Origin of the sequence: Bradyrhizobium niftali (assembly GCF_004571025.1) — a bacterium.
Lineage (GTDB): Bacteria > Pseudomonadota > Alphaproteobacteria > Rhizobiales > Xanthobacteraceae > Bradyrhizobium > Bradyrhizobium niftali.
Map to the genome: position 1 here is coordinate 1 of NZ_SPQT01000035.1, position 23,874 is coordinate 23,874.

Consider the following 23,874-nt stretch of genomic DNA (forward strand, 5'->3'; position numbering starts at 1 on the left):
ACTGCGCTCCCTCCCCCGCAAGGGGGAGGGAGCGCAGTTGCGCGCGGGGCTACACCTCAGCTCATACCCACACGGTCAAATCGACAGCACACTCGCGATGAAGCGGCCTGGTTGGCGCTATGTGGCGACCACCGGCTCCGCCAGCACGCACCTTGCCGCCCGGCCCGGTCCCACCTCCACATTCGCAGGCAGTTGCTCCAGGCAGCGCGGCTGGGCGGCGGCGCAGCGGGGGGCGAAGGAGCAATTGTGGGGCTTTTCGGCCAGCGAGGGCGGGGTGCCGGGGATCGTCTCCAGCCGCGCGCCCCGCTTGGCGCCGTGAATGGTGGAGGCAAGCAGGCCCTTGGCATAGGGGTGCACCGGCGTGCGGACGATGTCGCGCAAGGTCCCCTGCTCCACGATCTGGCCGGCATACATCACCGCGACGCGGTCGCAGATCTCGATGGCGACACCGATGTCGTGGGTGACGAAAATGACGGACATCCCGAACTCGCGCCGCAGCTCGCGCAGCAGCAGCAGGATCTGGATCTGCACGGTGGCATCGAGCGCGGTGGTCGGCTCGTCCGCGAGCAATATCTTGGGACGACAGGCGAGGGCCAGCGCGATCATCGCGCGCTGTCGCATGCCGCCGGACATCTCGTGCGGATAGGCGTCCAGCCGGCGCCTGGCCGAGGGGATGCGCACGACCTCGAGCATTTCGAGCGCGCGTGCCCTGCCCTCCGCATGAGATTTGCCTTCGTGACGCACGACGCTTTCGGCGATCTGCGCGCCGATGGTGTAGACCGGATCGAGCGCGAGCGCGGGCTCCTGAAAGATCATCGACACGGTCTGGCCGCGGAACGACGAGAGCTCCTCGTCGTTCATGGCGAGAACGTCGCGCCCCAGAACGTTGACGCGGCCGGAGATCTGCGTGCGCTTCTTCGGCAACAGCCGCATCAGCGCGCGCAAGGTCACGCTCTTGCCCGAGCCGGACTCGCCGAGCAGGCCCAGCACCTCGCCGTCTCCCAGCGAGAGGCTGAGATCGTTCACGGCATAGACCGTACGCTCGCCGGTGAAGCGGATGTTGAGGTCTGAGATCTCGACGAGCTTTGTCATGACGGCAGTTTCGGCAATCGATCGTGGTAGTCGGTGACGCGCTGGAACGCCGCGCCGATGGTGAGCAGGGTCGCTTCATCGAAGGAGCGGCCGATCAGCTGCATGCCAACAGGCAGGCCACTCTTGGTGAAGCCGGACGGCACGGTCAGCGACGGCAGGCCGAGGAAATTCACCGGACGGGTGAACAGCGTCAGCCGCTGCAACAACGCCGGCGCGTTCGGCCCGCCGCCGACGTCGCTCTCCTCGATCGTCGGCGCCGGCACGGGCGACGCCGGCGCGATCACCGCATCGACGCCGGCGGTTGCGGCATTGTGCGCGGCGAGCGCAGGGCCACGCCAGCGCATCGCCTCGAGATAGGTGATGGCGGGCACGGCAAGCCCGTTCTGAAGCCGCATCAGCACCTGAGGGCCATAATCCTGCGGGCGCTCGATCATCCAGCGCTTGTGGAAGGCGGCGGCTTCCGCCGCGAGCACGAGCTGGCTTGCCGCTTGCAATTGCCGCTGATCGGGCAGCTCGACCTTGACGATGTCGGCGCCCTCGCGCTTGAGCACCGCGATGGTCTCATCCAGCACTCGCGCGACCTCGCCGTCGAGATCGTCGACGTAGAAGGACGCGGGGACGCCGATCTTGAGGCCTTTCAGCGAGCCTTTGGTCGCTGCAACATAGTCAGACAGCGGCTCGTGGCTCGCGGTCGAATCCTCGGGATCGGGACCGGCCATCAGCGCCAGCAGCAACGCACAGTCCTCGGCGGTGCGGGCAAGCGGGCCGACCGTGTCGAGCGATTGCGACAGCGGCATCGCGCCGGCGCGGCTGACGCGGCTCCAGGTGGTCTTCAATCCCGTGACGCCGCAGAAATGCGCGGGCATGCGGATCGAGCCGCCGGTGTCAGAGCCCAGCGCCGCATAGGTCAGGCGCGCGGCAACCGCCGAGCCGGAGCCCGAGGACGAGCCGCCGGTGATATGCGCGACGTTCCAGGGATTGCGCACCGGACCGTAATGGGCGTTATGCCCGGTCGGTCCATAGGCGAATTCGGCGAGGTGCAGCGTGCCGAGGCGGACCTGGCCGGCATCCTTCAGCCGCTGCAGGGCGGTGGAGGTCGTTGTCGCGACGAAATCGCGGCGGATCAGCGAGCCGCAGGTCGAGACCTTGCCGGCGTCGTAATACATGTCCTTGTGCGCGAGCGGCACGCCATGCAGCGGTCCGCGCACCTCGCCCTTGGCCAGCTCGGCATCGGCCGCCTCGGCCGCTTTCAGCGCCGCCTCCGATTCGATCGACATGAAGGCGTTGAGATGCGGCTGCCACTGCGCGATGCGGTGCAGCAGCGCGCGCGTCACCTCATGGGAGGACACCTGCTTCATCGCGATCGCACGCGCGACCTCGGTGAGCGTCATCAATGCAGGTTCGGTGCTCATTTCGACACCTTCTGCGTCTGCGCGAGCACATACGAAGACGGCTCGAGGTCGAACGGCAGCGTGCCGGCGATGACGGCGAAGCCTTCGAAGGCGGGTCCGATGGAGTTGGAGATGCGCGTTGCGATCTCGTCATCCACGGCAACGCCGGCGATCTGCGCCATGGGCCTGATCTCTTTTGGTGTCGGTCTTGTCATGCGATTTCCCCTGCGGGCGCGCGGCTATGGCCTGAACCCGGAATAGCCATGTAGCACGCGGCCTCGTGGCCCATTGTATCGACCGCCGTGAGCTTTGGTGCGGCATTTGCGCAGAGCGGCTCCGCAAACGCGCAGCGCGTGTGGAAGCGGCAGCCCGAGGGCGGATCGATCGGATTGGGCGGATCGCCGGTGATCGGCGGTTTTTCCGTACGCCTGTCAGGATCCGAGGACGGCATCGCCGCAAGAAGCGCGCGCGTATAGGGATGCGCAGGGCTATCCCAGACCTGGTCGACCGGGCCGAGCTCGACGACCTCGCCGAGATACATCACCAGCACGCGATCACTGATGTAACGCACGACGTTGAGATCGTGGCTGATGAAGAGATAGGTCAAGCCGAACTCGCGCTTGAGATCGGCAAGGAGGTTGAGCACCTGCGCCTCGACGGATTTGTCGAGCGCGGAGACGGCTTCGTCGAGGATCACCAGCCGCGGCGACAGCGCCAGCGCCCGCGCGATGTTGACGCGCTGGCGCTGGCCGCCGGAAATCTCGTGCGGGTAGCGGTTGGCGAAGTTTTCCGGGCGCAGGCCGACCTTGCCGAGCAGCTCGCGCGCCAGCGCCCTCGCCGTGCCATCGGCCATGCCGTGGACCTTCGGGCCGAAGGCGATGGATTCCTCGATCGTCAGGCGCGGATTGAGCGAGGCATAGGAATCCTGGAACACCATCTGCATGCCGCGGCGCAGCTCGCGCAGCGACAGCGCCTGGCCGACGGTCATGCCGTCATAGACGATGTCGCCGTCATCGCGCGGCATCAGATGCATCAGGAGGCGCGCGGTGGTCGACTTGCCGCAGCCGGACTCGCCGACGATGCCGACGGTCTCGCCCTTGGCGACGGAGAAGGAGACGTTGTCGACCGCACGCACGGTGCGTTTCGCGGCGAACAATCCGCCGCGGACGGGGAAGTGCTTGGTCAGGCCGTTGACCTGGAGCAGCGGCTGCGCGACGCCGCCGCGGTCCTCGACCGGCTCAAGCATTTCAACAGATGTATCGCTCTCACTCATGGCCTAGTTCCTGATGTCCATGGCGCTACGCAGGCCGTCCGAGAGCAGGTTGAAGCAGATCGAGACCGCGAAGATCATCGCGCCGGGAAGCGCGGCGACCCAGGGATTGACGTAGATCGCGGTACGCAAGGTGTTCAGCATCAGGCCCCATTCCGGCTCCGGCGGCTTGGTGCCGAGGCCGAGGAAGGAGAGACCGGCGGCCAAAATCATCGAGACCGAGATCAGGCTGGTGGCATAGACGAAGATGGCGCCCAGCACGTTGCCGAGGATATGCACGCGCATGATGGTGAAGGCTCCGGCACCCGAGGCGCGCGCGGCCTCGACGAAATCCATGTTGCGCACGCCGGTGGTGACGCTTTCGGCGACGCGAGTGATCTGCGGCACGAACACGACGGTCAAAGACACGATGGAATTGAGGATGCCCGCTCCCAACGCGCCGGAGATCGCGATCGCCAGCAGCACGGACGGAAAGGCGTAGAAGACGTCGATCGTGCGCATGATCGCGGTGTTGAGCTTGCCGCCGACATAACCTGCGACGAGGCCGAGCGAAGTGCCGATGCAGAAGGCAAGGATGACGGGCAGGATGCCGATGAGGAGCGACAGCCGCCCGCCATAGATCAGCCGCGCCAGCATGTCGCGGCCGAGCTCGTCGGTGCCCAGCGGGTATCCGACTGTGCCGATGTGCCGGAGGCGGCGGATCATCGAGCCCTTGTATGGGTCTTCCAGACCCAGCCACGGCGCCAGGATCGCTGACAGGAAGATCAGCAGCAGCACCAGCGCGCAGGCCATGCTGACCTTGTCGCGCATGATGCGGCGGCCGACGGTGGCCCAATAGCCGCGCGCCTTGGTCGCCGGCGCGGCCTGGAGCGCGGCATCGCTGGTCGCGGACAACGGAAGCTCGCTCATTGCCGCAATTTCCAATGTCGTCCCGGCGAAGGCCGGGACCCATATCCACGAAAGGTAGTTTGGCGAGGGCTCGTGGTTGCCGTCTCGTCCCACAACCGCTTACTGGGGTTATCGGTCCCGGCCTTCGCCGGGACGACACTGAATGTGTGGCACCTCATCCCGCTAGCCCCGCTTGATGCGCGGGTCGATCGCGGCTTGCGCGATGTCGACCAGCAGGTTGAGGAAGACGAAGAACAGCGCCAGGATCAGGATCGTGCCCTGGAGCAGCGGCAGGTCGCGCTGGAAGATCGCCGAATTGAGCAGGAAGCCCGAGCCCGGCCAGGAGAACACGGTCTCGATCAGGATCGAGCCGCCGAGCATGTAGCCGAGCTGAAGCCCCATCACGGCGAGCGCGGTGGGCGCGGCGTTCTTGATGACGTGACGGAACACGCCGGTTTCGTGCAGGCCTTTTGCGCGCAACGCCTCGACGAAATCCTGCGAGAGGATGTCGCCGGTGAGCGCGCGCACGGTGCGGGTGACGATGCCCATCGGGATCACCGAGGTCGTGATCGCCGGCAGCACCAGGTATTTCAGATGCGCCCAGTCCCAGGCCCAGGAGTTGGAGCCGTTCGGCCCGGCGCCGACCGCCGGCAGCCAGTTCAGCTGCACCGAGAAGATGATGACCAGCACCATGCCGAGCCAGTAATGCGGCACCGAGACGCCGGCGATGGCGAAGGAGGTCGCCACCTTGTCGATCCAGGTCTCGCGGAAATATCCGGCGATCAGGCCGAGCAGGATGCCCATCGTAAAGCCGATGATGGCGGCCGCAATCGCGAGCGTGACGGTGTTGCTGACCGCGCGCATGACCTCGGCGAGCACCGGACGGCCCGTGGCAATGGAGTTGCCGAGATCGCCGTGGAGCGCGCGCAGCAGCCAAAGACCGAACTGCACCGGCAGCGGCCGGTCGAAGCCGTAGGCGGCGCGGAGCTGCGCCGCGAGCTCCTGCGAGGCGTCGGCCGGCAGCACGGCAACGAGCGGATCACCCGGCGTGATGTGCACGAGCAGAAAGCACACCAGCGCCACGCTGATGACGATCGGGATGACATAGACGATGCGTCTGGCGATATAGGCGAGCACGTTTGGTTACTCAGGTTAGTGCGTAAATATCTCGATCGTCATGGCCGGGCTTGTCCCGGCCATCCACGTTCTTCTTACTCCGTCATTCCGGGGCGATGCGTAGCATCGAACCCGGAATCTCGAGATTCCGGGTTCGCCCTTCGGGCGCCCCGGAATGACCGAGCAAGTGGATAGACGTGGATGCCCGGGTCAAGCCCGGGCATGACGCGTGGATAGAGCGAGGGCCACCTGACTAATTCATCGACACCAGCGAGAAGTCGATGAACCAGCTCTTCGGCTGCACGACGCCGGTCACCTTCGGGCTGATGGCGCGCGGGCCGACGTCGTGGGCGACGTAGAGGAAGGCGGCGTCGTCGACGGAGGCTGCGTGCAGCTCGGCGAGCGCGGCATCACGCGCGGAGGGGTCGAAAGTCTGGCGCGCTTTCTTCACCAGCTCGTCGAACTTGGGATTGTTGATGAAGCCCCAATTGTTCGAGACCGGCGGCGCCATGCCCGATTGCAGGAAGCGCACCAGCGCGAAGAACGGGTCCATCGCCGCATAAGTGACGTTGGTCGCGTTCGAGCCGTTGGCGCTGGGATCCTTGGCGCCACGGCGCCAGTTGGTGAACAGCGTGTTCCACTCGATGACGTCGAGCTTCACGTCGAAATAGCATTCGGCGAGCGCCTGCTGGAGATACTCGTTCATCGGCAGCGGCTGCATCTGGCCCGAGCCCGACGCCGAGGTCTGGATCTTCACCTCGAGCTTCTTGTTCGGGCCGAACCCGGCCTCCTGCATCAGCTTTTGCGCTGCCGGCTTGTCATACTTGATCTGGAAGGTCGGACTGCCGCGCCAGGGATGGCCGGGCTCGAACGTGCCGCTCGCCGGCACCATGAGCCCTGCGAGCAGGCCGTCCTTGAGGCCTTCACGGTCGACGCAGAGGTTTGCCGCCTTGCGCACGCGGATGTCGTTCCAGGGCGAGCCCTCGACGCGCGAGAACTGCCACGGCCAGACATGCGGCTGCTCGTTGGCGTAGAGCTTGAAGCCGCGCTGCTTGAGCTCGGGCAACGCGTCCGGCGCCGGCGCCTCGACCCAATCGACCTGCCCCGAGAGTAGCGCCGCGGTGCGCGCATTCGCCTCCGGCATCGGCAAAAGCACCATCTTGTCGACCTTGGGCACGCGATCCTTGTTCCAGTAGCTCGCGTTCTTCACCAGCTCGAGCCGCTCGCGCGGAGTGAAGCTCGCCATCTTCCACGGGCCGGTGCCCGCGGCGTCCTTGGCGAACGCGGTCCAGGCGGCCTGCGACTTCGCCTTGGCGTCGGCACCTTCGGCGTTGTCATAGAAATGCTGCCACTTCGCCGGGCTCGCCATGAACAGGTTGGTGAGGTTGATCGGCAGGAAGCTGTCGGGCTCCTTGGTGGTGAGCTCGACCGTCATGTCGTCGATCTTCTTGGCGGAGGCCAGCGTCGGCATGCGCGAGGCGGTGACGCCGACCTGGCTGGCGTCGAACTGCGGCGCATCCTGCTTCAGCACCTTCTCGACGTTCCACACCACGGCATCGGCATTGAACGGCGAGCCGTCATGGAAGGTCACGCCGGGGCGCAGCTTGAAGGTCCATTTGGTCTTGTCGGCATCGTCGACCTTCCACTCGGTCGCAAGGCCCGGGATTACCACGCTCGCCTTGTCGGCCGAGGACAGGTCCCAGCCGGTCAGCGCGTCATACATGGTGAGGCCGGTGAAGCGGTTGCCTTCAAAACCCTGATCGGGCTGGCCCAATGTGCGCGGAATATCGGCAGCGGTCATGCCGATGCGCAGCACGGTGTCGGCACTGGCCACGCGCGGCCATGCGGCCGCGCTGCCGAGCGCCAGCAACGCGATCAGCGCCGCGCGGGTCTTGTTTTTCTTGATCAGCATCGTCTCAGTCCTCTTCCGGCTTTCAATGACTAATTTTGATGCAAACGTATGCAATGGCTATGCCAATGGGGAAACTTTTTCTGCAAATTGCCCCTGCGACGACAAGTCTTTGTGATCACGTGTCGGCAAAGGCACCGTCCTGCCTATTCTGGCATCAAGATTGCAAGTTTGGCCTTGAAATCCCCTGGGAGCTTTGGGCCATGCGTATCCGACTATCGACCTGTCTCGCCGTGCTTGCGCTGGCGTTATCCGCGATCACGGCACGTGGTGAAACGGTGGTGCGCTACGGCATCTCGATGGCGGACATCCCGCTGACGACGGGCCAGCCCGATCGCGGCGCCGGCGCCTATCAGTTCACGGCGTACACCATCTACGATCCGCTGGTCGCGTGGGAGATGGACGTCGCCGACCGCCCCGGCAAGCTGGTGCCCGGGCTCGCCACCGAGTGGAAGGTGGATGATGCCGACAAGACCAAATGGCGCTTCACCTTGCGCAAGGGGGTGAAGTTTCACGACGGCAGCGAGTTCAACGCCGATGCCGTGATCTGGAATCTGGACAAGGTGCTCAACGACAAGGCGCCGCAATTCGACAAGCGGCAGAGCGCGCAGGTGAAGACCCGCCTGCCGTCCGTCGCGAGCTACGCCAAGATCGACGACTCCACGGTGGAGATTACGACCAAGACGATCGACTCGTTCTTTCCCTATCAGATGCTGTGGTTCCTGGTCTCGAGCCCGGCGCAATATGAAAAGCTGGGCAAGGACTGGGACAAGTTCGCCAGCCAGCCCTCCGGCACCGGCCCGTTCAAGCTGACCAAGCTGGTGCCGCGCGAGCTTGCGGAGCTGACCAAGAATCCGGACTACTGGAACACGAAGCGCATTCCCAAGGTCGACAAGCTCGTGCTGGTGCCGATGCCGGAAGCGCTGACGCGCACCAACGCGCTGCTCGCCGGGCAAGTTGACCTGATCGAGACGCCCGCGCCGGACGCCGTGCCGCAGCTCAAGGCGGCCGGCATGAAGCTCGTCGACAACGTCACGCCGCATGTCTGGAATTATCATCTGAGCGTGCTGCCGGGCTCGCCCTGGACCGACATCCGCCTGCGCAAGGCGCTGAACCTTGCGATCGATCGCGAGGCGGTGGTCGGCCTGATGAACGGCCTGGCCAAACCCGCCAAGGGCCAGGTCGATCCGTCGAGCCCGTGGTTCGGCAAGCCGAGCTTCGAGCTGAAATACGACCTTGCGGCGGCGAAGAAGCTGGTCGAGGAAGCCGGTTACTCCAAGGCCAAGCCGCTCAAGACCACCTTCATCATCGCGCAGGGCGGCACCGGCCAGATGCTGTCGCTGCCGATGAACGAGTTCCTGCAGCAGAGTTTCAAGGAAATCGGCATCGACATCGACTTCAAGGTGGTCGAGCTGGAGACACTATATACGCATTGGCGCAAGGGCGCGGCCGACGAGATGAACGCCGGCATCACCGCCAACAACATCGCCTATGTCACGTCAGACCCGCTCTACGCCATCGTCCGCTTCTTCCATTCGGGCCAGATCGCGCCGGTCGGCGTCAACTGGGGCGGCTACAAGAACCCGAAGGTCGACGCCTTGATCGACGAGGCCAAGCAGACCTTCGACAGCGCCAGGCAGGACGAACTCTTGGCCCAGGCACATGCGCTGATCGTCGACGATGCCACGCTGGTGTGGGTGGTCCACGACACCAACCCGCATGCGCTGTCGCCGAAGGTGAAGCAGTTTGTCCAGGCGCAGCACTGGTTCCAGGACCTGACGACAATTGGGGTGGAGTGAGGGCTACGTAGGCCGCTCCAGCTAACACTGTCGTCCCGGCGCAGGCCGGGACCCATAGCCACAGGATTGAATTTGGCGAAGATTGCCAACTCCGATCTCGCGCAATCACTTCCGCCTCGGAGTATGGGTCCCGGCCTGCGCCGGGACGACACCTTTGGTGAGGCGCCACACTCGCGCAAAACCCTCCGCCGTCGTCCTGGCGAAAGCCTGACGACAGCGAGTGTGTGGCTGCTTTCAAACCACACGCCTGCCCCCGCTACTTCGTCAGCAGCGCATATGCCCCGTTCCAGCCTTCCGCCGGCGGATTGATCTGGAAATCCTTGATCCGGGCTTCGTAGAGCTTGAACAATTTTTCCAGCGTGTCGGCGTCCTCGCTGCGACGGCCGCGCTCGATGGCGTCCAGCGCGCCCTGCCAGTCGCGGTTGCGGTAGCAGCCGAGCATCTCGATCGTGACGTTGCGCAGGCGCTGGAAGGGGCCCGAATGCATAACGTCCTCGCGGCCGGCGATGGCGTAGATCACCTCCGGCTCGGTCTTGCCCTTGACCATGATGAAGTCGAGCTCGAGGATCGCGAACTTGTCCTTGGCGGCGAGCGCGGTCCTGGAGCCGACGATGATGGGAAAGCCGTACTCCTTCGACTGTCCCTCGAGCCGCGAGGCCAGGTTCACGCTGTCGCCGAGCACCGAATAGTTCTTCTTCAGGTCGGAGCCCATGTTGCCGACCACGCCGATGCCGGTGTTGATGCCGATGCCGACATTGAGCGGGATATAGACGTGGCCGCCGTCAGCGGCCTCCTGCTCGCGGTCCTTGTTGACCGCGTCGATCCGCTCGAGCATCTGGATCGCCGCTTCGCAGGCGTTGACCTCGTGCTCGGCATCGTCGAGCGGCGCGTTCCAGAACGCCATGATGGCGTCGCCCATGTACTTGTCGATGTAGCCCTTCTGATCGATGATCACGTCGGTCAGCGGCGTCAGGAAGCGGTTCATCAGCGTGATCAGGCCTTGCGGATCTTGCTTGTAGCTCTCCGAAATCGTGGTGAAGCCGCGCACGTCGGAGAACATGATCGTCATCTCGCGCTCCTCGCCGCCGAGCACGAGCTTTTCCGGCGACTGCGCCAGCTGCTCGACCAGAACCGGCGACATGTACTGCGCGAACATGCCGCGGATCTGCACGCGCTGGCGCTGCTCGTGCACGAAGCTGGCGAAGATCAGCGTCAGATAGATCGCGGTGGTCGACAGCAGCGGATAGGTGAAGTCGATGAGGTAGCGGTACTGCGCGTAGAAGAACCAGGACACACCGACGAGGATGGCAGCGAACATCGCGCCCGCGAGCACCAGGCGCACGGGGCCGAGATTCGGCGTGAAGGTGATGACGAGCAGGCCGATGACGAGCGCGGCGAGCAGCTCGACGCCGAGCGCGTAGTTCGGCTGGGAGATCACCGCGCCGCTGAGCACGCTCTCCAGCACCTGAGCGTGGATCTCGACACCCGGCATCGCCCGGGATACCGGAGTGGTCTTGATGTCGTTCAGCCCGACCGCGGAGGTGCCGACCAGCACCAGCTTGCCGGCGATCCTGCTCGGCGGCACCGTGTTGTCGAGCACGTCGGCAGCGGAGACGTAGATCGAGGGATCATAGCGGGCGTAGTGCACCCAGAGCTGGCCGTTCCTGTCGGTCGGGATCTCCACGCCCTTGAGGCGGATGGACCGCACGCCGGACTTGTCGGTCCGGACCAGCAGCGTCGGCGTGCTGGTGATGACCCGCAGGATCTCCAGGCTGAGCGAGGGCATGATGTTGCCCTGGGCGCGCATCACCATCGGCACGCGGCGGATCAGGCCGTCGCGCTCGGTCCTGATCGTGAACAGGCCGCGACCGGCGGCAACCTTCTCGATCACGGGCACGTTGCGCAACAGGCCGGGGAATTCGAACAGAAACTTCTCGGCATTCTCCTCGCCGACCGTCGCCACCCCTGTGAAGGGAAGCGTCTTGTCGATCTCCGAGGTGATCTCCGACTGCCCGGTCTCGCCCAGCACCACGCGCGAGCGCTTGATCGCTTCCGAGAGGATCTGGTCGTTGCTCGGCAGCTCGCGCAGCTTGGCACGGGTGGCTTCGTCCAGATAGCGCATCTGGCTCGCGACCAGATCCGGGTTGAGCCGGTCGGCCTCCGAGAACACCACGTCAAAACCGATCGCAACCGCGCCGTTGCTGGTGAGGTTCTGAATCAAATCGGCGATCCGCGTGCGCGGCCACGGCCACTGGCCGAGCCTGGCGAGGCTCTTGTCGTCGATGTCGACGATGGTGACCGGCCGCGCCGTCTTTTGGCGCGGATCGATCAGCTGGAACATGTCGAAGGTGCGCAGCCGCAATTCCTGGATCGGCGGCGGGTCCCAGAGCCGAGCACCGGCGAAGACGACCAGCAGCGCCAGACACATCAGCCGCGCAAAGCCGAACTTCCGCGCAAACCACCGCCGGAGGATTTTGAGACGCTTCATTCGGGTCGGGCTTCCTGACCTGTATCACGCCGTGCGCACCGATCATGGAACGTCCGCGGGCGCTTGGCTATTCCCTGGCGGTGGAGGAGCATGGATTTTTTGCCGCGGTCCAACCGCGAGCCGGCGGGAGGCCCCGGGCGGAGATCAGGTGATGTGGAAGATGAAATCGCTGGCCTTGAGATTCGCCGCGATCACGTTCTTCAGCAACAGCGCCTCGGTCTCGATAACCGGGGCGCCCTCCGGCTGCATGACCTGCTGGTGCCACGTGACCAGCGTGTCGACCGAGTCCTGCTGCTGGGCGATGTGGAGACTGTCGATGGAGCTGACATCCGAGAACTGGCGCAGGTCGATCTTGTCCAGGCCCACCGTGAAGTCGGTGATGGTGTGCGAGAAATCGGTCACGGGGTGCCCGTCATCGTCATGCTCAATTGCGCCCGGTGCAAACACGAACTGATCCTTGCCGCCACCGCCGGTCAGCGTGTCGTTGGTATCGGTCGCGAAGATGACGTCCTTGCCGCTGGTACCCTGCAGCCTGATGCCCTGGCTGGTATCGCCGGCCTCGTTGAAGATGAAGTGGACGGTATCGAACAGACCCGTGGTCTTGTCCTTCACCGTCAGCGTGATCTGGTCGGCCTCCGGAGGCTCGGGGTACTGATCGGTGCTGGCTCCGGTCGGATTGTAGGTGATACCGGTCTCGAAGCCCGTGTTGATGTCGTCGAGCGAGCCGGACGCCGGATAGAAATCAACGCGGCTGAGATTCGGATGCGCGGTCGACACTGTGACGGTGAAGTCGTCGGTCGCGGCACCGGCATCGGTGTCGGTGACCACGAGATCGTAGATAATGTCGGTGCTGTTCTCGCGGACATGCTCGACCCGAAAGCTCTCGGTGTCGATGACCGGGCCAACGGCGGGCGCCGCCGTCACGCTCGTCCGGATGTTGGTGAGGTCGTGCGACACCGGCGTCGTGCCGCCGGTGCCCGTGGCCGTGAGATCGATCGTCGCCGGCGTCGACGCGTCGGTCGTGATGGCGCCGGCGTAGGTATCGTCGAGCGCATGGACGCCCAGTGCATCCGGCGTCCCCGTGAAGCCGTCGGCCGGCACGAACCGGATCAGCGTATCCGGGTTCAGCACCAGCCCATGCGTGTCGCCAACCGAACCGATATCGACCCATTGATGCGTGCCAGCGAGCTCGTACTGCCAGACGCCTTGGGTGGCCGCAGCCGTATCCGACGTCACGACAATCGCCTTCAGGCTCGAGCCAGCGTCGACATCGGTAAACTTGCCCGCGAAGAGGCTGCTGATCGTCGCGCCGTCCGGATCACCGTCATTGCCGGCGACGGACGCCAGCGTCGCATTGGCGAGCGTCGGCGCGTCGTTGGTGCCGGTGATGGTGACCGTGACGTCCTGGTGAACCGAGGCACCATGGTCGTCGGTGAAGGTGACGGTGTAGACTTGGGTAATGGTCTGGCCTGCGGCCAGCGACTGCAGCACCGGATCGCAATTGTCGAGCGTGAAATGCCAGCCCAGCGTCGCGCCATTGCTGGTGTCGGTGCTGGATTCGGACACCGAATTATCGATCGTGAAGGTGCCGATATTCGTGCTGTTGTCGTCGAAGCCCGGCAGAGCCGAGCTGACGGATGACGATTTGAATACCGCCTGCGCGGTATGGGTGTCGATCAGGTCGAGATCCTGGATCGCCAGCGTACCGCAGGTCGACAGCGACGAGCTCTCGTCCTCGGTGACCGCGCCGGTCGCCGCCGCCGCATCGCTGGTGATGGTCGGCGCGTCGTTGACGCCGGTGATCGTGACGGTGACGTCCTGCGTGACATACGCGTTGTGATTGTCGGTGAAAGTGACGGTGTAGACCTGGGTGATGGTCTGGCCTTCCGCCAGCGACTGCAGCATCGCATTGCTGTCGGCGAGCGTGAAATGCCAACCCAGCGTCGCGCCGTTGTTGGTGTCCGTGGTCAGCTCCGTCACCGACGGGTCGATCGTGAAGGTGCCGAGGTTCGTGGTGCCTTCCACAAAACCCGGCAGATGCGCACTCGACGCTGACGACTTGAACACCGCCTGCGCCGTATGGGTGTCGATAAGGTCGAGGTCCTGGATCGCTAGCGTGCCGTCGATCGACAGCGTCAGGCCCGAATCCTCGGTGACCTTGCCCGTTGCCGCCGGCGCACTGCTGGTGATGGTCGGGGCGTCGTTGACGCCGGTGATCGTGACGCTGACGTCCTGCGTCACCGTCGCATTGTGATTGTCGGTGAAGGTGACGGTATAGACCTGGGTGATGGTCTGGCCTTCCGCCAGCGATTGCAGCATCGCATCGCCGTCGGCGAGCGTGAAATGCCAGCCCAGCGTCGCGCCGTTGTCGGTGTCCGTGGTCAGCTCCATCACCGACGGGTCGATCGTGAAGGCACCTAGGTTCGTGGTGCCTTCCACAAAGCCCGGCAGATGCGCACTCGACGCTGACGACTTGAACACCGCCTGCGCCGTATGGGTGTCGATCAGGTCGAGGTCCTGGATTGCCAGCGTGCCGTCGATCGACAGCGTCAGCCCCGAGTCCTCGGTGACCTTGCCAATTGCCGTCAGAGCGCTGCTGGTGACGGTCGGCGCGTCGTTCTTGCCGGTGATGACGACCGTAACGTCCTGGGTGACCGTTCCACCGTGATGGTCGTCGATGGTAACGGTGTAGACTTGGGTGATGGTCTGGCCTTCGGCCAGCGACTGCAGCACCGGGTTGTTGTCGTCGAGCGTGAAGCTCCAGCCCACCGACCCGATGGAGCTGACGCCGGGGCTCTCGCTCACCGCGGTGAGTGCGAACGTGCCGATCTTGCCGAGCGGCGCGGTCTCCGAGTAGCCGGGCAGGTTGGCGCTTGCATCCGACGACTTCAGAACGAAACTGGCGGTGTGCGTGTCCGTGAGGTCGGGGTCGCTGAAGGTGATGGTGCCGTTGGCCGCCAGGGTTGCCGCCGTATCCTCGGCCACCGCGCCGGTCGCCGTGGTCGAGCCCGCGACGATCGTCGGAACGTCGTTGGTGCCTTCGACATCGACGTCGGCACCATTGATGGACACGGTGACCGGCGTGCTGACGACGCCGCCGTGCCCGTCATCGACCTGCACCACGTAGTTGAGGACCAGCCTCTCGCCTTCGGCGAGGAAGTCGAAGAGGTGGTCGGGAACGCTATATGTCCAGGTGGCCGAACCGTTGTTGCTGTTTCCCGCGCCCTGCACCACGGTCAGCGGCACCTCGACGGCCGCGATCGCGGCGAGCTGCTCCGGGGTCAGCGATGCCGTGATATCGTGGCCCTGCGCATCGAGATATTTGAACGGCTGGGTCGACGAGAGCGCCGCGCTCACGATCGGCCGGTCCGTCAGGTCGACGTCGCTGAAGGTGACGGTGCCGGTGATGGTGTCCAGGGCCGTGTTGCCGGTCCCGACCTTCTCGATGACGTTTCCGCCCGACGTGGCAAGCACCGGCTTGTCGTTGGTGCCCGTGATCGTGATGGTGATCGGGATGAACGCGGCCTCGGGGTTCACCGCGAAATTGGTGTCGACGCGGACCATGTAGGTCAGCGTCAGCGTTTCTCCGGCCGCGAGGAAGTCGAAGACGTGGTCGGGGATCGTGTAGGTCCAGACCGCCGAGCCGTTGTTGTTGTTGCCACCGTCGGCGGCGACGTTGATCTGGATCAGCGTCGCGGCGATGTCCTGCTTCTGAAGCGCGGTGAGCGAACCGGTGACGTCCTGCTGGCCGGCGCTCTTGTAGACGTAGTTCGGCGCATCGGCGAGGATCACCTTCACCGTCGGCCGGTCGCCGAGGTTCTGGTCGACGAAAGTGATCCGGCCGGAGATCGTATCGGGCGTCGTGCCGCCGGTGGTGTCCGCGCGCTCGGTCAGCGCGAACGCCGTCTTCACGTTGCCGCCGGAATCGAGGCTTCGCGCCAGCGGCTGGCCGGGAATACGGGTGGCGGGCGGCGTGGAAGTGCCGGGTGCCTCAGGTCCCTGCGGATTGAGGTTCGTGAAGGTCGCGATCACGACGGCACCCGACCCCGACTTGAACACCAGATCCTGGCCGGTTTGCGTGATCGTGTCGGTGAAGTTGGAGGTCAGCTTGGTGTTGGTGTTGGTGTCGGTGAACTTCAGCGTGAACACGTCGGTGATCAGCTTCTGCACGTCCGGCGACATCAGCGCATTGGTGATCGAGACGTTGCCGCCGCTGATCTGAATCATCTGCCCGGCCTGGTTGACCGTCGCGATCGGCAGCAGCGTGACCTTGTCGAACAGGATGTAGGAACCCGTCGTGCCGTTCGGCTCCACCAGCACCTGGAAGCTGGCCTGCGGCTGCGGATCGCCGCCACCGGCGGGAACGACGAAGTTGATCTGGGTCAGCACCGCCGTGCCGCGGATGCCCATGGTGGCGACCGGCGTGTCGATCTTCATGTCGCCGTGCTTGGCGGTCTCGCCGGCGACGAAGGTGATGGTGCCCGCGACCAGGCTGAGCAGCGAGGAGTTGTTCGATCCGTTGGGGTCGTAGACCATCTCGTTCAGCACCATCCTCGCATTTGAGGACAGGCCGAACACGGTGCCGTCGATGAAGGTGATACCGAGCGTCGAATCGGCGCCGGTCGAGACGACGTCGCCCTTCTCGACATTGTCGCCGTTGTTCAGGATGACCGAGACGCCGTTGCGGACTGCGGTCGCGCTGCCGGAGAGTTTGGTGACGTGGCCGATGACCTGGGCTGCGGCGGCGCCGGGTGCGGCCTGCGCATATTGCAGATGGCCCGTGAGCGCGCTGACGATGTCGCCGGTGAGGTGGGCACCATCGGGCGAGGCAATCGCGGCGCGCTTGTCGCCCCTGAAATAATCGTGAACGACGAACTCGTGTCCCTCATGGGACAGCACGAGGTCGAGGCCGGCGCGCTTGAACTCGCCGTTGAAGATCAGGTTGGGGTCGGGAACCACGAACGCGCCGTCGGGCACGTGACCGTGCGCCTTCGCGATGAAGGGCTTGGCGGTAAAGGAATCGCCATGGACCTCGCCGGGCAGGTGGGAACCCTGGCCGTCCAAGATGATCGCGGCGTCAAATTTGCCAGCGTAATTCAACCGGGCACCGTAAAAGAGTTAAAATTTAAGTAAGTATCAGCCGCCTAAGCTTGCATAGCATTACTAAATCATTAGCGAAACCGTCTATTGCTTGTGTGATTTCGCGTCACTTGCCGATCGGAGCCACCGACGAGCAGTGCCCCCAGAGAGATGACGAAGTATTCATCGCAGTATTTTGGAGTAGAATTCGGCAGAATTTCGTACATTTCCAGTCATCCAAAGTAAACCGCCGTATAGATCAAACGGCAGATACTCATGTTATCTTCTCTTCGTGGGGCCCCGTGGCATCCTGCGGGAAATACGGAACTAAATCTGTGACCCAACTAACAGAACCCGTGAAATAGCGGGCCGTTAGCCATAGGTGACAGAATCAGCGTGCCCACAACTTCTGCCTGCAAATGGTGCCATTTCGCGGCGAACGGACTCCACCTATCCCCCGATTCGTAAAATTTTACGCAATTTGGGCAGACCCGTTTCAGCCTGTCCCACGGTTTTGGGACCCCTGCCGGCCGCGTTAAGCAGAACAGAACCGCCCGTCTCGCACTATCTCCGTGAAAGCAACAAAGCCCGGCACGATCAGGTCGAGGGGGATCTGGCGAAGCCGGAAGGGGATGTCAGATGGAGACCGCTGCTCGCTCGCGCGCCTGGCGCGCAATCCTTGTCCTGTGTGGATTGGTCCTGTTCGGATCGGCCGCAGAGCTTCGCGCCGGCACGCTGCTGTCGCCGGGTGCCGGCGTCCTCGTGCGCAAATCCGCCGAACCGTTCGGCGTATTCGCCTTTGCCATCTCGTCCGGCAGCCTCCAGCAGAAATGGTCCGCGCTGAAGTCCAGGCTCGACGACGACATGGTGCAGCTCGCGCTGTGCGACGGCGACCGGGACAATTGCGTATCGCCTGCGGCACTCAAGCTGCTCGCCATCGTCGACCAGGCCCGCGCCCGCGACGGCCGCGCGCGGCTGGGCGAGACCAATCGCGCCATCAACCTCTCGATCCGGGCCGCCAATGACGGCGTCGACGACGTCTGGAGCTCGCCGCTTGCGACCTTCGAGCGCGGCGCCGGCGACTGCGAAGACTACGCCATCGCCAAGCTGGCCGCGCTGCGGCTCGCCGGCGTTGCCACCGAGGACCTCCGCATCGTCGTGGTGCGCGACACCCGCGCCGGCGAGGAGCATGCGGTTGCCGCGGCAAAGCTCGACGGCCACTGGCTGATGCTCGACAACCGCCGCATGGCGATGGTCGAGGACGACGACGCGCGCACCTACCAGCCGCTGTTCGTGCTCTACCAGTCGGCCGTGATGAAATATGTCGACGAGCCGGTACGGCTGTCGATGGCTCCCGCCGAGGCGCATTGATTTTCTTGTAGCCCGATAGACCTCTCCCACAAACCCATTCCACCGCGCGATCCGTGACGCTAGCATGCCTCCGGCAATGCGGGGGACGACCGGAATGCGGTTCATCGGACTGATTGTGCTTGCGCTGCTGACGCTCGCGGCACCCGCGTTCGCGCAATCCAGCCCATCCGACCGCTCCATCGCCGACAGACTGCCGCTGTTCGCCAAGAACAACTGCCAGCAGATTCGCGACCCCGGCAATCAATTGTTCTGCGGTGACGCCGAGCTTGCCGCCGCCGCCGAGAAGCTGAGCACGGCAATCGAGGCACGGCTCGCCCGCCTGCCCGATCGCCTGCCGGCGATCGAGGAAAACGCCATCTGGATCCGACAGCGCAATCTCGGCTGCGGCATCATCGGCCAGACCGCGGTCCGCGCCGACGATCTCGACCGCGTGAAGGCGTGCCTTCTCAAGGTCACCGAAGAGCGTGCCGCAATCGTGCGTGATCCGGATTTCGACTGTCTCGCGGCCAACACGGCGGCGGGCGCGCTGATCTGCGCGGACCCGTCGCTGGCGCTCACCGAAACCGAGCTCAACAGCCAGGTGCTGGGCCTGATCGGCAAACTGGACCCGACCGCGGCCCGCTTTGCCTTCGCCGAATACGGCCGGTGGACGCGAGAGCGCGACCGCAGATGCAATCTCGTCGGCAAGGAGAACGTGCCGCTGCAAGAGCTCGAATCCGCGGAAAGCTGTCTTGCCGACTACCTGACGCACAAGGCCGACGACATCCGAGCCGCCAAGGGTGATCCGAAGAAGGTGTTCGGCCGGCAGGTCGCGGCCCGGTCGCCCGACACCGACGCCGTCGACTTCTGCGCCGCGCGGATTCACGCGGCCAATTCCTGCGGCAATTTCCTGCGCATCAACCGCGTCTACGCCGTCGACAGCCAGGTGACCGACCAGGAGGCGCAGGTCACGGGCGAGATCGAAATGGTCGTGCTGGCGCCCTTCACCACATGCAGCAAGGTCGCCTCCGCCTGCACCGGCACCTGCTGGGACGCCAGGACGGGTCGTCCGCAGCCGGGAGCCGCCGGCAACAAGGAGCGCTCCGCGGACGCCTTCAACGTCACGCGCCGCCTCAGGATCCAGCGCACCTTCGCCTTCGTGAAAGCCGCCGACGGCTGGCGCTGCCGAGAAGACGAACTGGCACCGGTGAATTCGGGGACCGCGGGCGGGGGATCGTAGCTATTCTTCCCTTCTCCCCTTGCGGGAGAAGGTGGCAGGAAGCGCCGGATGAGGGGTTCTCACCACGCGTCAGCCTGTTCGTGAGGATAGAGACCCCTCACCCGGCTTCGCTCACGCGAAGCCACCCTCTCCCGCAAGGGGAGAGGGTGCACCGTCATCGCCGCGAGATATCAAAACATCAGATTGTCCTTCACCAGCACCCAGCGGCCGTTCTTCACCTGCTGCACCTGGGTGACGGTGGTGGCGAGATGGTTGGTCTTCGAGAACACGGTCGGCGGCGAATTGAAGATATCCTGGAACTTGTCACCGGACTCCAGCGCGTCGAGCATCTTCTGGCCAGTGAGATCCTTGCCAGCCTTGTTGGCATAATGCGCGAACGTCATCACCGCATTGTAGCCGATGATCGCCTGGGTGTTGGCGTCGGCGTTGAACATCTTCTTGTAATTGACGAGCCAGTCCTTCACCTTTCCCTTCGCGGTGTCTTCGTAGGGAATTTCGAAGTTCGAAGCGGCATACAAGCCTTCCACCACTTCCTTGCCGAGCGCCGGCACTTCGAGCACGTTAACAGGCGTGGCACCGAGGAAGGTGACCTCCCAGCCGAGCTTCTTCGCTTCACTCATCGTGCCGATCGGCTCACGGAGGACCGCACCGAGCACGACGAGGTCGCAGCCGTCGGACTTCATCTTGGCGACCTGCGCCGAGAAGTCGGAGGCGCCGCGCTTGTAGCTCGTGATCGAGGCCGGCTGCACCTTCATGACGGCGAGCTGCTGGTTAAAACCATCGAGCACGTTTTTTCCGTACTCGTCGTCCTGATGCATGATGCACGGCTTCTTGAAATTCTTTGTCTCGATCATGTATTTGAGCGCTGCGCGCGTGCTCTCGACATAGGGCAGGAGGTTGTTGAACTTCAGCCGCTCCTGCGGCTTGGCCGCATCGAACTTGAAGGTGAACTCGGCCGCCGTCAGTGGGAAGAGCTGAAGCACGCCGGCGTCGAGCAGGATGTCCTGCGCGGCGAGCACGGTCGGCGATCCCATTGGTCCCACCATCGCGAAGATCTTGTCGCGCTCGATCAGCTTTTGCGACGCCAGCACCGCCTTTTTCGGATCGTAGCCGCTATCCTCGACGACCAGCTTGATCTTGCGGCCGTTGATCCCGCCGGACACATTGATCTCCTCGGTCGCCATCTTCATGCCGTTTGCGACCGGGACGCCCCAGCCCTTGATCGGACCCGACAGATCCTGGTGAGTGCCGATGACGATCTCGGATGCCGAGATGCCCTCGTTGGTGACCTTGGTTTGCGCTGCGGCCGGCAGATGCGTGAGCACGACTGCGCTCACCGCAAGGCCGAACGCCCTGAACGATTTCGACATTGACGTCTCCTCTCCCTGGCCCGTGTTGCGCGAAGGGCGCGGCCATCGCTCCTTCGCTGATCTCAACGTCTGCGGCGCACGGCCTTCCGGCCCCTCACGCCACCGCACGCTCGCGATACATCGCCTCGATCTCGGCGGCGTAGCGCTTGTTCACGAAGCCGCGCTTCAGCTTCATGGTCGGCGTCAGCTCCTCGTCCTCGGGCGTCAGCTGGCGCTCGATCAGATAGAACCTCTTGATGCTCTCGACGCGGGCGAAACTGCCGTTGACCTGCTCGATCTCGCGCCAGATCAGGTCCTGGATCTCCGTCGCCCGGCACAGGCTCGCATAATTGGTGAAGGGGATGTCGTGGTCCTGGGCGAACTTCTCGACATTCTCCTGGTCGATCATCACGAGGCAGGTCAGATACGGTCGCTTGTCGCCGATCACCACGGCATCCGAGATGTAGGGCGAGAATTTGAGCTGGTTCTCGATCTCGGACGGCGTGATGTTCTTGCCGCCGGACGTGATGATGATGTCCTTCATCCGGTCGGTGATGCGGACGAAGCCTTCATTGTCGATGGTGCCGACGTCGCCGGTGTGCAACCAGCCGCGTTGATCGATGGTCTCGGCGGTCTTCTCGGGCTGGTTCAGGTAGCCCATGAACAGGAAGTCGCCCCTGATCAGGATCTCGCCGTCGGGTGACAACGCGACCTCACCCCAGGGCACGGCCGTGCCGACCGAGCCGAGCTTGATCCGTTCCGCCGGCATCATGGTGGCGACCCCGCAATTCTCGGTCTGACCGTAGAGCTCGTGCATGTCGATGCCGAGCGCGAGATACCAGCGGATCAGTTCCGGCGCGATCGGCGCCGCGCCGGTGAAGGCGATGCGGCAGCGGTCGAGCCCGATCATGCGGCGGATGTTGCGGAATGCGATGCGATAGGCGAGATGATTTGCAATGCGCAACGACAGCGGCGGCGTCCTGCCCTCGATCCGGCAATCGACCATGCGGTAGCCGACCCCGATCGCACGGCGGTAGACCCATTGCTGGAGCGGTGTCGCATCCTTCAGCGCGATGGTGATGGCGGAATAGAATTTTTCCCAGATGCGCGGCACCGCAAGGAAGATGGTCGGCTGCACCTCGCGCAGATTGTCCGGCACCGTCTCCGGGCTTTCGGCAAAGTTCATCACCGAGCCGAGGGCGACAGAGATGTAGTAGCCGCCGATGCGCTCGGCGACATGGCAGAGCGGCAGGAAGATCAGCCGGTCTTCGTTCTCCCGCGCCGGGATGAAGTCGTTGGCATGCCGCATCTGGTGCGTGACGCTGCGGTTGGCGTGCATCGCGCCCTTGGGGGGACCGGTCGTGCCGGACGTATAGACAAGGACCGCGAGATCGCTCGGGCTGCGGCTGTCGATCATCTCCTGCCACAGTGCTTCGCGACCGACCATATGGTTGCGCCCGAGCGCGCGAAACTCGTCGAGCGACATCACCATGTCGTCGGAGAAGCCGCTGAGGCCCTCCATGTCGAACACGACGATCCTTTGCAGGGTCGGGCAGCGTGTGCGGCAGGTGAGGATCTTGTCGAGCTGCTCCTCGTCCTCGGCGAAGATCACCTTCGTGCCGGAATCGTTGACGAGATACTGGACCTGGGACGATGCATCGGTCGGATAGATTCCGGAGGAGACGCCGCCGGCGCACAGGATGCCCATGTCGGCATGGACCCATTCCGGCACGGCATTGGCGATGATGGAGGCGACGTCGCCGGGCATGAAACCGATCGCGCGAAGCGCGTAGGCGATCTCCTTCGAGATCTCCAGCCATTCGCGCCAGCTCGTCGGCTGCCAGATGCCGAACTTCTTCTCGCGGATCGCCGGCCTGTCGCCCCGCGTCTCCGCGGCACGCAAGAAGCTTTTCGCGATCGTATCAGCGACCGTCAGCACCGCCGGCCGGGCCATGCGCGTCTCCTCCTTGTCGCTTTCGCTCCGCTGCCTGCCTTGCCGGCGGTCTATGTCTTGCGGATGGGCAATCCCATTTAACGCCAATTCCTGCTTTAACGCCAAAACTTCCTTTGACGCCGAGTCTTCCAGCGCCGAGTCCCCTAACGCCGAGTCTTCTAACGCCACGTCTTCTTCTTCTTCCAGCGCCGCTCGCCTCGCGCGCCCGCTTCCTTGGCGCCAAGGTAGAATTCCTGGATGTCCTGGGAATGCATCAAGCGGTCGCAGCTGTCGTTCATGACGATCCGGCCGATCTCCAGCACATAGCCGTAATGCGCCGTCTCCAGCGCCACCTTGGCATTCTGCTCGACCAGCAGGATCGACATGCCCTGCTCCTCATTGACCCGGCGGATGATCGTGAAAATCTCCTTCACCAGAATCGGCGACAGGCCGAGCGAGGGCTCGTCGAGCAGCAGCAAGGTCGGCCGGTTCATCAGCGCGCGACCGATCGCGAGCATCTGCTGCTCGCCGCCGGAGAGCTGGCCGGCCGGCTGGTCGATACGCTCCTTCAGCCGCGGGAAATAGCCGTAGACGCGCTCCAGATCCTCCGCGACGCCGTCACGGTCCTTGCGCGGATAGGCGCCCATCATCAGGTTCTCGCGCACGGAGAGGAACGGGAACACCTCCCGCCCCTCCGGCACGTGGCTGAGGCCCAGCCGCACGATCCGGTCGGCTTCCATGCGCTGGATCGGCTTGCCCATGAACTCGATCGCGCCCTTCTGCGGGTCGAGAATGCCGGAGATCGTCTTCAGCACCGTGGTCTTGCCGGCGCCGTTGGCACCGAGCAGCGTCACGATGCGGCCGCGGGGCACCTCCAGCGAGATGCCGCGGATCGCCATGATCGGTCCGTAATAGCTCTCGATGTTGGAGAGCTTCAGGATGATGTCTGGAGTCACCGCGGCGTCCATCG

15 protein-coding genes are annotated in these 23,874 nt (G+C 64.3%); 3 read left to right on the top strand and 12 right to left on the bottom strand.

Annotated features, from left to right (window positions below; genetic code table 11):
• Nucleotides 1–117: 117 nt before the first annotated feature.
• The 7 genes from E4K65_RS39675 to E4K65_RS39705 all read right to left on the bottom strand — a co-directional run bounded on the left by E4K65_RS39675 (nt 118) and on the right by E4K65_RS39705 (nt 7,669).
• On the bottom strand, nt 118–1,092 hold the full coding sequence (locus E4K65_RS39675) for an ABC transporter ATP-binding protein (protein ID WP_135178729.1): 975 nt from the start codon (nt 1,090–1,092) through the stop codon (nt 118–120).
• Nucleotides 1,089–2,504 (bottom strand): amidase, encoded by a 1,416-nt coding sequence (locus E4K65_RS39680; RefSeq protein WP_135178730.1) that lies wholly within the window; start codon nt 2,502–2,504, stop codon nt 1,089–1,091. Before E4K65_RS39680 ends, E4K65_RS39675 begins: the two co-directional genes overlap by 4 nt.
• Nucleotides 2,501–2,698: a hypothetical protein gene (locus E4K65_RS39685; protein WP_135178731.1), complete on the bottom strand. Its 198-nt coding sequence runs from the start codon at nt 2,696–2,698 to the stop codon at nt 2,501–2,503. Before E4K65_RS39685 ends, E4K65_RS39680 begins: the two co-directional genes overlap by 4 nt.
• Entirely contained in the window at nt 2,695–3,756 is a 1,062-nt protein-coding gene (locus E4K65_RS39690; RefSeq protein WP_167771524.1) for an ABC transporter ATP-binding protein, read from the bottom strand. Before E4K65_RS39690 ends, E4K65_RS39685 begins: the two co-directional genes overlap by 4 nt.
• A 3-nt stretch (nt 3,757–3,759) precedes the next feature.
• The gene (locus tag E4K65_RS39695) at nt 3,760–4,662 is read right to left on the bottom strand and encodes an ABC transporter permease (protein WP_135178732.1); all 903 of its coding nucleotides are present in this window, start codon (nt 4,660–4,662) and stop codon (nt 3,760–3,762) included.
• A 162-nt stretch (nt 4,663–4,824) separates the two neighbouring features.
• On the bottom strand, nt 4,825–5,778 hold the full coding sequence (locus E4K65_RS39700) for an ABC transporter permease (protein WP_014498430.1): 954 nt from the start codon (nt 5,776–5,778) through the stop codon (nt 4,825–4,827).
• 232 nt (nt 5,779–6,010) lie between these two features.
• Nucleotides 6,011–7,669, bottom strand: a complete 1,659-nt coding sequence (locus E4K65_RS39705; RefSeq protein WP_135178733.1) for an ABC transporter substrate-binding protein — start codon at nt 7,667–7,669, stop codon at nt 6,011–6,013.
• A 200-nt stretch (nt 7,670–7,869) separates the two neighbouring features.
• Here E4K65_RS39705 and E4K65_RS39710 point away from each other — a divergent pair, with 200 nt between their 5' ends.
• A complete protein-coding gene (locus tag E4K65_RS39710) occupies nt 7,870–9,465 on the top strand; it encodes an ABC transporter substrate-binding protein (RefSeq protein ID WP_167771525.1) in 1,596 nt (531 codons plus the stop codon).
• 256 nt (nt 9,466–9,721) lie between these two features.
• On the opposite strand, the gene E4K65_RS39715 is transcribed toward E4K65_RS39710, so the two are convergent.
• Both E4K65_RS39715 and E4K65_RS39720 read right to left on the bottom strand, forming a co-directional pair.
• Nucleotides 9,722–11,953 carry a CHASE2 domain-containing protein gene (locus E4K65_RS39715; protein WP_135178735.1) on the bottom strand — a complete coding sequence of 744 codons (2,232 nt, stop codon included), beginning with the start codon at nt 11,951–11,953 and terminating at the stop codon, nt 9,722–9,724.
• A 144-nt stretch (nt 11,954–12,097) separates the two neighbouring features.
• Nucleotides 12,098–17,017, bottom strand: coding sequence for a VCBS domain-containing protein (locus E4K65_RS39720; RefSeq protein WP_235885929.1), 4,920 nt, complete (start codon nt 17,015–17,017; stop codon nt 12,098–12,100).
• Between the two features lie 654 nt (nt 17,018–17,671).
• Between E4K65_RS39720 and E4K65_RS39725 the strand changes: the two genes are divergently transcribed.
• A complete protein-coding gene (locus E4K65_RS39725; RefSeq protein ID WP_135178736.1) occupies nt 17,672–18,403 on the top strand; it encodes a transglutaminase-like cysteine peptidase in 732 nt (243 codons plus the stop codon).
• Between the two features lie 94 nt (nt 18,404–18,497).
• A complete protein-coding gene (locus tag E4K65_RS39730; RefSeq protein ID WP_135178737.1) occupies nt 18,498–19,622 on the top strand; it encodes a lysozyme inhibitor LprI family protein in 1,125 nt (374 codons plus the stop codon).
• A 170-nt stretch (nt 19,623–19,792) separates the two neighbouring features.
• Here the strand turns inward: E4K65_RS39730 and E4K65_RS39735 are convergent, their stop codons facing one another.
• The 3 genes from E4K65_RS39735 to E4K65_RS39745 all read right to left on the bottom strand — a co-directional run bounded on the left by E4K65_RS39735 (nt 19,793) and on the right by E4K65_RS39745 (nt 23,872).
• On the bottom strand, nt 19,793–20,992 hold the full coding sequence (locus E4K65_RS39735; RefSeq protein ID WP_025575142.1) for an ABC transporter substrate-binding protein: 1,200 nt from the start codon (nt 20,990–20,992) through the stop codon (nt 19,793–19,795).
• Between the two features lie 94 nt (nt 20,993–21,086).
• Nucleotides 21,087–22,925, bottom strand: a complete 1,839-nt coding sequence (locus E4K65_RS39740) for an AMP-dependent synthetase/ligase (RefSeq protein WP_135178738.1) — start codon at nt 22,923–22,925, stop codon at nt 21,087–21,089.
• Between the two features lie 158 nt (nt 22,926–23,083).
• The gene (locus E4K65_RS39745; RefSeq protein WP_135178787.1) at nt 23,084–23,872 is read right to left on the bottom strand and encodes an ABC transporter ATP-binding protein; all 789 of its coding nucleotides are present in this window, start codon (nt 23,870–23,872) and stop codon (nt 23,084–23,086) included.
• Nucleotides 23,873–23,874 lie beyond the last annotated feature (2 nt).

Excerpts from the sequence above, each read along its gene's own strand:
- E4K65_RS39715 (WP_135178735.1), bottom strand. The coding sequence starts at position 11,953 with ATGAAGCGTCTCAAAATCCTCCGGCGGTGGTTTGCGCGGAAGTTCGGC.
- E4K65_RS39710 (WP_167771525.1), top strand. The coding sequence starts at position 7,870 with ATGCGTATCCGACTATCGACCTGTCTCGCCGTGCTTGCGCTGGCGTTA.
- E4K65_RS39705 (WP_135178733.1), bottom strand. The coding sequence starts at position 7,669 with ATGCTGATCAAGAAAAACAAGACCCGCGCGGCGCTGATCGCGTTGCTG.
- E4K65_RS39680 (WP_135178730.1), bottom strand. The coding sequence starts at position 2,504 with ATGAGCACCGAACCTGCATTGATGACGCTCACCGAGGTCGCGCGTGCG.
- E4K65_RS39690 (WP_167771524.1), bottom strand. The coding sequence starts at position 3,756 with ATGAGTGAGAGCGATACATCTGTTGAAATGCTTGAGCCGGTCGAGGAC.
- E4K65_RS39745 (WP_135178787.1), bottom strand. The coding sequence starts at position 23,872 with ATGGACGCCGCGGTGACTCCAGACATCATCCTGAAGCTCTCCAACATC.
- E4K65_RS39740 (WP_135178738.1), bottom strand. The coding sequence starts at position 22,925 with ATGGCCCGGCCGGCGGTGCTGACGGTCGCTGATACGATCGCGAAAAGC.
- E4K65_RS39725 (WP_135178736.1), top strand. The coding sequence starts at position 17,672 with ATGGAGACCGCTGCTCGCTCGCGCGCCTGGCGCGCAATCCTTGTCCTG.
- E4K65_RS39695 (WP_135178732.1), bottom strand. The coding sequence starts at position 4,662 with ATGAGCGAGCTTCCGTTGTCCGCGACCAGCGATGCCGCGCTCCAGGCC.
- E4K65_RS39735 (WP_025575142.1), bottom strand. The coding sequence starts at position 20,992 with ATGTCGAAATCGTTCAGGGCGTTCGGCCTTGCGGTGAGCGCAGTCGTG.
- E4K65_RS39675 (WP_135178729.1), bottom strand. The coding sequence starts at position 1,092 with ATGACAAAGCTCGTCGAGATCTCAGACCTCAACATCCGCTTCACCGGC.
- E4K65_RS39730 (WP_135178737.1), top strand. The coding sequence starts at position 18,498 with ATGCGGTTCATCGGACTGATTGTGCTTGCGCTGCTGACGCTCGCGGCA.
- E4K65_RS39685 (WP_135178731.1), bottom strand. The coding sequence starts at position 2,698 with ATGACAAGACCGACACCAAAAGAGATCAGGCCCATGGCGCAGATCGCC.